This window comes from Sphingomonas sp. (assembly GCF_048594985.1).
Lineage (GTDB): Bacteria > Pseudomonadota > Alphaproteobacteria > Sphingomonadales > Sphingomonadaceae > Sphingomonas_I.
Genome location: NZ_JBMDXG010000116.1, coordinates 1 through 4,498 on the forward strand (window position 1 = coordinate 1; position 4,498 = coordinate 4,498).

At 67.4% G+C, this 4,498-nt stretch carries 4 protein-coding genes; 1 reads left to right on the forward strand and 3 read right to left on the reverse strand.

Translation table 11 applies throughout. The features are described 5' to 3' along the window. A partial coding sequence (locus ACOJSF_RS04255) for an MFS transporter (protein WP_420140985.1) occupies positions 1-770 on the forward strand: 770 nt, incomplete at its 5' end. A gap of 13 nt (positions 771-783) precedes the next feature. Here ACOJSF_RS04255 and ACOJSF_RS04260 read toward each other — a convergent pair. The 3 genes from ACOJSF_RS04260 to ACOJSF_RS04270 all read right to left on the reverse strand — a co-directional run. Further along, a complete protein-coding gene (locus tag ACOJSF_RS04260; RefSeq protein ID WP_420140986.1) occupies positions 784-2,136 on the reverse strand; it encodes an Nramp family divalent metal transporter in 1,353 nt (450 codons plus the stop codon). A gap of 59 nt (positions 2,137-2,195) precedes the next feature. Further along, positions 2,196-3,152 carry a manganese catalase family protein gene (locus tag ACOJSF_RS04265; RefSeq protein ID WP_420140987.1) on the reverse strand — a complete coding sequence of 319 codons (957 nt, stop codon included), beginning with the start codon at positions 3,150-3,152 and terminating at the stop codon, positions 2,196-2,198. A 278-nt stretch (positions 3,153-3,430) separates the two neighbouring features. Continuing rightward, positions 3,431-4,498, reverse strand: a 1,068-nt coding sequence (locus ACOJSF_RS04270; protein WP_420140988.1) for a molybdopterin cofactor-binding domain-containing protein, incomplete at its 5' end; no start/stop codon positions are given.

A 4,498-nucleotide genomic window follows, 5' to 3' on the forward strand; every position in this document is an offset into this window, starting at 1 on the left:
TCGGCTGGCGTTCCGTCCTCGTCGGTGCAGGGGCCGTCGGCGGCCTGCTGGTGGTGCTGCTGCTCGCGGTAACCGGCGCGACGCCGCCGCTGAAGCGCACGGCCAAAGCGGACGCCCCTTTCCTGCGGGCGAGCCTGCGGCTGGCCTCGTCGCCGGGCTTTCGCTGGCTGTTCGGCGGGGCGGTGATCGTCGGCTTCGCGGCAACCCCCTTTTACGCGTTCGCCGCGCCCTTCCTCATTCGTACGCATGGGTTCAGCGCGACGCAGGCCGGGCTGGTCTTCGGCCTGCTGCAGGGGCTGATGGGGATCGTCGGCACCGTGATCGGCGGGCGCTGGTTCGATCGGTCGGCGCGGGCGGGGCATGGTCGGCTGCTCGGCCCCCCGGCTATGCTGTTCCTGATCGCCAGCGTGACGGTCACGGCCGGCTTGTTCAGCCCCGTGCCGTGGCTTTCGGTCGCGCTGTTCGTGCCGACCATGCTGTCCTTCGCCTTCATGCTGCCCTGGCTGTTCGGGACGGGCCATCTCGTCGCGGGCAAGGGCAACGAGGCGATGGCGTCGAGCCTGGGCATGATCGGCTCCGGCCTGCTCGGCCCCGCGCTCGGACCGCTCATCGTCGGCATGGTCAGCGATGCCGCGACCGAGGCGCAGGTCGAGAACGGCCTGAGCTATGGCCTGCTGATCGTGCCCATCGCCAGTTTCCTGACCGGCATCGTCTACCTGATCGGCAACCGGCGGATCGCGGACGTGCTCCGTCGGACGGGCTCGCGCTGAGCGTTCCGGCGGCTCAGCGGAACAGCTGCGCCACCAGGATCAGGTTCAGGAGGATGATGAGCCCGGCAATGGCCCACGCGGTCGCGGCCAGCCACCGCCCGTTGGCGAATTCCCCCATCACCGCGCGGTCGCCGGTCAGCCGCACCAGCGGCACCACCGCGAACGGAAGCTGGAGGCTGAGCACCACCTGGCTGACGATCAGCAGATCGGTCGTGCCGCCGTCGCCATAGAGGATGACGGCAATCGCCGCCGGCACGATCGCGATCAGCCGCGCGACGATGCGCCTTATGTGCGGCGCCATGCGGAAGCGGGTGAACCCCTCCATCACGATCTGGCCGGCGATCGTGCCCGTCACGGTCGAATTCTGCCCCGACACGAGCAGCGCCACGCCGAACAGGATGCTCGCCGCGCCGGCGCCCAGCGTCGGCGACAGCAGCCGGTACGCGTCCCCGATCTCGGTCACGCCCGTCTGCCCGCTCCGGTGGAAGGCGGAGGCGGCGAGGATCAGGATCGCGGCGTTGATCAGCAAAGCGAAGCTGAGCGCCACCATGCTGTCGATCGTCGCGAAGCGGATCGCCTCGCGCTTGCCCGCCGGATCGCGGCGGAAGCGCCGCGTCTGCACCACGGCCGAATGGAGGTAGAGATTGTGCGGCATCACCGTCGCCCCGATGATGCCGATCGCCAGATAGAGCATCGCCGGATCGGCGACGATCTGCGCGGAGGGAACGAGCCCCCGCGCGACGCCCGCCACGTTCGGGCGCGACAGGAGCAGTTCGGCGGCGAGGCACAGGCCGGTCAGGCACATCAGCCCGCCGATCGCGGCCTCCAGTTTGCGGAACCCCCGTCTTTCCAGCGCCAGCGCGACGAAGACGTTGAGCCCGGTCAGGCACACGCCCCAGACCAGCGGAATACCGAACAGGAGTTGGAGCGCGACCGCCGTTCCGATCACCTCGGCCAGGTCGCAGGCGATGATCGCGACCTCGCACAGCAGCCACAGGGCGATGCGCGTCGGGCCGCGATAACGCTCGCCGCATGCGTGGGCGAGATCGCGGCCCGCGCCGATGCCCAGCTTGGCCGAAAGCGCCTGCAGGAGCATCGCCATCAGGCTCGACAGCAGGACGACGCTCAGCAGCTGATAGCCGAAGCGCGAACCGCCGGCGATGTCGGTGGCCCAGTTGCCGGGATCCATATAGCCCACGGCCACCAGAGTGCCGGGCCCGAAAAAAGCGCCGAACCTTTTCCACGGCGATCCGCCCCGGGGCACGGACACGCTGCGAAAGGCGCGTCCCAGGCTGACCCGGGACGCGCCTTCACGATATGCTGTCGCCTCGATGACGCCGGCTTCGGGCGGCGGCGGTGGAGCCAAGCGGGATCCCTTTCAGGCGGGGTGAATGCCGGCGGAAACGCATCCGCCGGCATTCCGGCTCATTTCGGCGCGGTGGCCTCGGCCATGGCAGGCGCCTGCTGGATGTCCGGTGCGCCGCCCTGATCGTCCCCGGTCACCCGTCCCGCGCCGGGCCCGGCGCCGAGATCGACGCCCGTCACCGGATCGGAGTTCGGATCCGACATCGTCCGCGCGGCGAGCTTGTCGAGAAGCTGGGTGTCGCCGCTACCCAGCGCCACCGTCGCGGTTCCGTCGCCGCCGTCGATCGGCAGGGACTGCGACAGGTCGTCGATCCGCTCCCATTGCGGTCCCGAATTCCACGGTCCGGTGGCGTCGCCTTCGCCCGGCGAGCTGTTGACGTAGATGTTGGCATATTTCTCGATGCCCGGAAGCTTACCCGGCGGGAAATTATCCTCGATCGAGTAGAGAGCCTTCTCGAACGATTTCTGGTGCGCCACCTCGCGCGTCATCAGGAAGCCGAGCGCTTCCTTGATGCCGGGATCATCGGTGATGTTGATCAGCCGCTCGTAGACGATCTTCGCGCGGCTCTCCGCCGCGATGTTGGAGCGCAGGTCGGCCGTGGGCTCGCTGCGGCTGTCGACATAGGCCGCGGTCCACGGCACGCCGGCGGAATCGATCAGCGCCGGGCCGCCGCCGAACAGGAGCGATTCCTTGGCGCTCGTGCCGCTCGCCCCGATCGTCCGGTAGAGCTCGGCCTCCTCCATCGCGCCTTCGGCCAGCTGGGCCTTCACGCCCTTGTTGAGCATGGCCACGATCGATCCGATCACCTCGAGATGGCTGAGCTCCTCGGTCGCGATATCGAGCAGCATGTCCTTCCGGCCGGGGTCTTCCTCGCCCAGCCCTTGCGTGAAATAGCGCATCGCGGCCGCAAGTTCGCCGTCGGCGCCGCCAAACTGTTCCAGCATCATCGTCGCAAGCTTCGGGTTCGGCTCGCTGACGCGAACCGTATATTGCAGCCTCTTATTGTGCATGAACATTCGAGGTCTCCTTCGGCTCTGGCAAGAACCCCAAGAGACAACGCGTCGTTCCGATCACAGGAAAAAAAGTATTTCCCGACAATGATTTAACATGGATTAGCACGGGTGCCGGAATGATTATTTGATCACGATCATGCTCCTTTGAGCCGCGATCCGGTCTCACGAGCCATTTACGGACACCGATGCCTCCTCGACGTGGTGCCGACAGCCGGCCCGGGGGCGCCACTCTCTCAAGAGCGCGCCGTCCCAGTCTCATCCGTATCGAATCGGATCGGGCGTCAGGCGATCGCCGGCAGCCGGTCGAGATGCTTGTCGAGCGTGATCGGATAGTCCCGCACGCGCACCCCGGTCGCATTGTAGATCGCGTTGGCAATCGCGGCGCCGACGCCGCAGATGCCGAGTTCGCCGACCCCCTTGGCCTTCATCGGCGAAGACATGGGATCGGTCTCGTCGAGGAAGATCACCTCCTGGTGCGGAATGTCCGCGTGGACCGGAACCTCATAGCCCGCGAGGTCGTGGTTGACGAAGAAGCCGAACCGTTTGTCGACCGCCAGTTCCTCCATCAGCGCCGCGCCCGCCCCAATCGTCATTGCGCCGATCACCTGGCTGCGCGCCGATTTCGGATTCAGGATGCGGCCAGCCGCGCAGACCGCCAGCATGCGGCGGATGCGCGTCTCGCCCGTAAAGGCGTCGACCGCCACCTCGACGAAATGCCCGCCGAAGGTCGACTGCTGGTAGGTCTGGTCGAGATCGCCATATTCGATCAGGTCCTCGACCACGATCTCCCCGTCGCGGGCGGCATCGGCCAGCTTCGCGCTGCGGTTGCCGGCCGTGACCTTGCCGTCGTCGAACACGGCCTCGGTCGAATTGAAGCCAAGCTTCGCCGCCACCGCTTCGCGCAGCTTCACGCACGCCGCATAGACACCCGCCGTGCTGTTGTTGGCGCCCCATTGTCCGCCCGAACCGGCGGAGGCGGGGAACGCGGAATCTCCCAGCTTCACCTCGACCGCGTCGATCGCGACGCCCATCATTTCCGCCGCCGTCTGGGCGATGATGGTGTAGGTGCCGGTGCCGATATCTGTCATGTCGGTTTCGACCGTGACGATGCCGCGCTGGTTCAGCCGTACGCGCGCCGCCGACTTCATCAGCAAATTGTTGCGGAAGGCCGACGCCATCCCCATCCCCACCAGCCAGCGTCCGTCGCGGAAGGTTGCCGGCTGCGCGCGCCGGGCGGACCAGCCGAACCGCTCCGCCCCGAGCGTCAGGCAACCGATCAGGTCACGCTTCGAGAATGGACGCTTGGGATCGGCCGGATCGACCTGCGTATCGTTGGCGATGCGGAACGC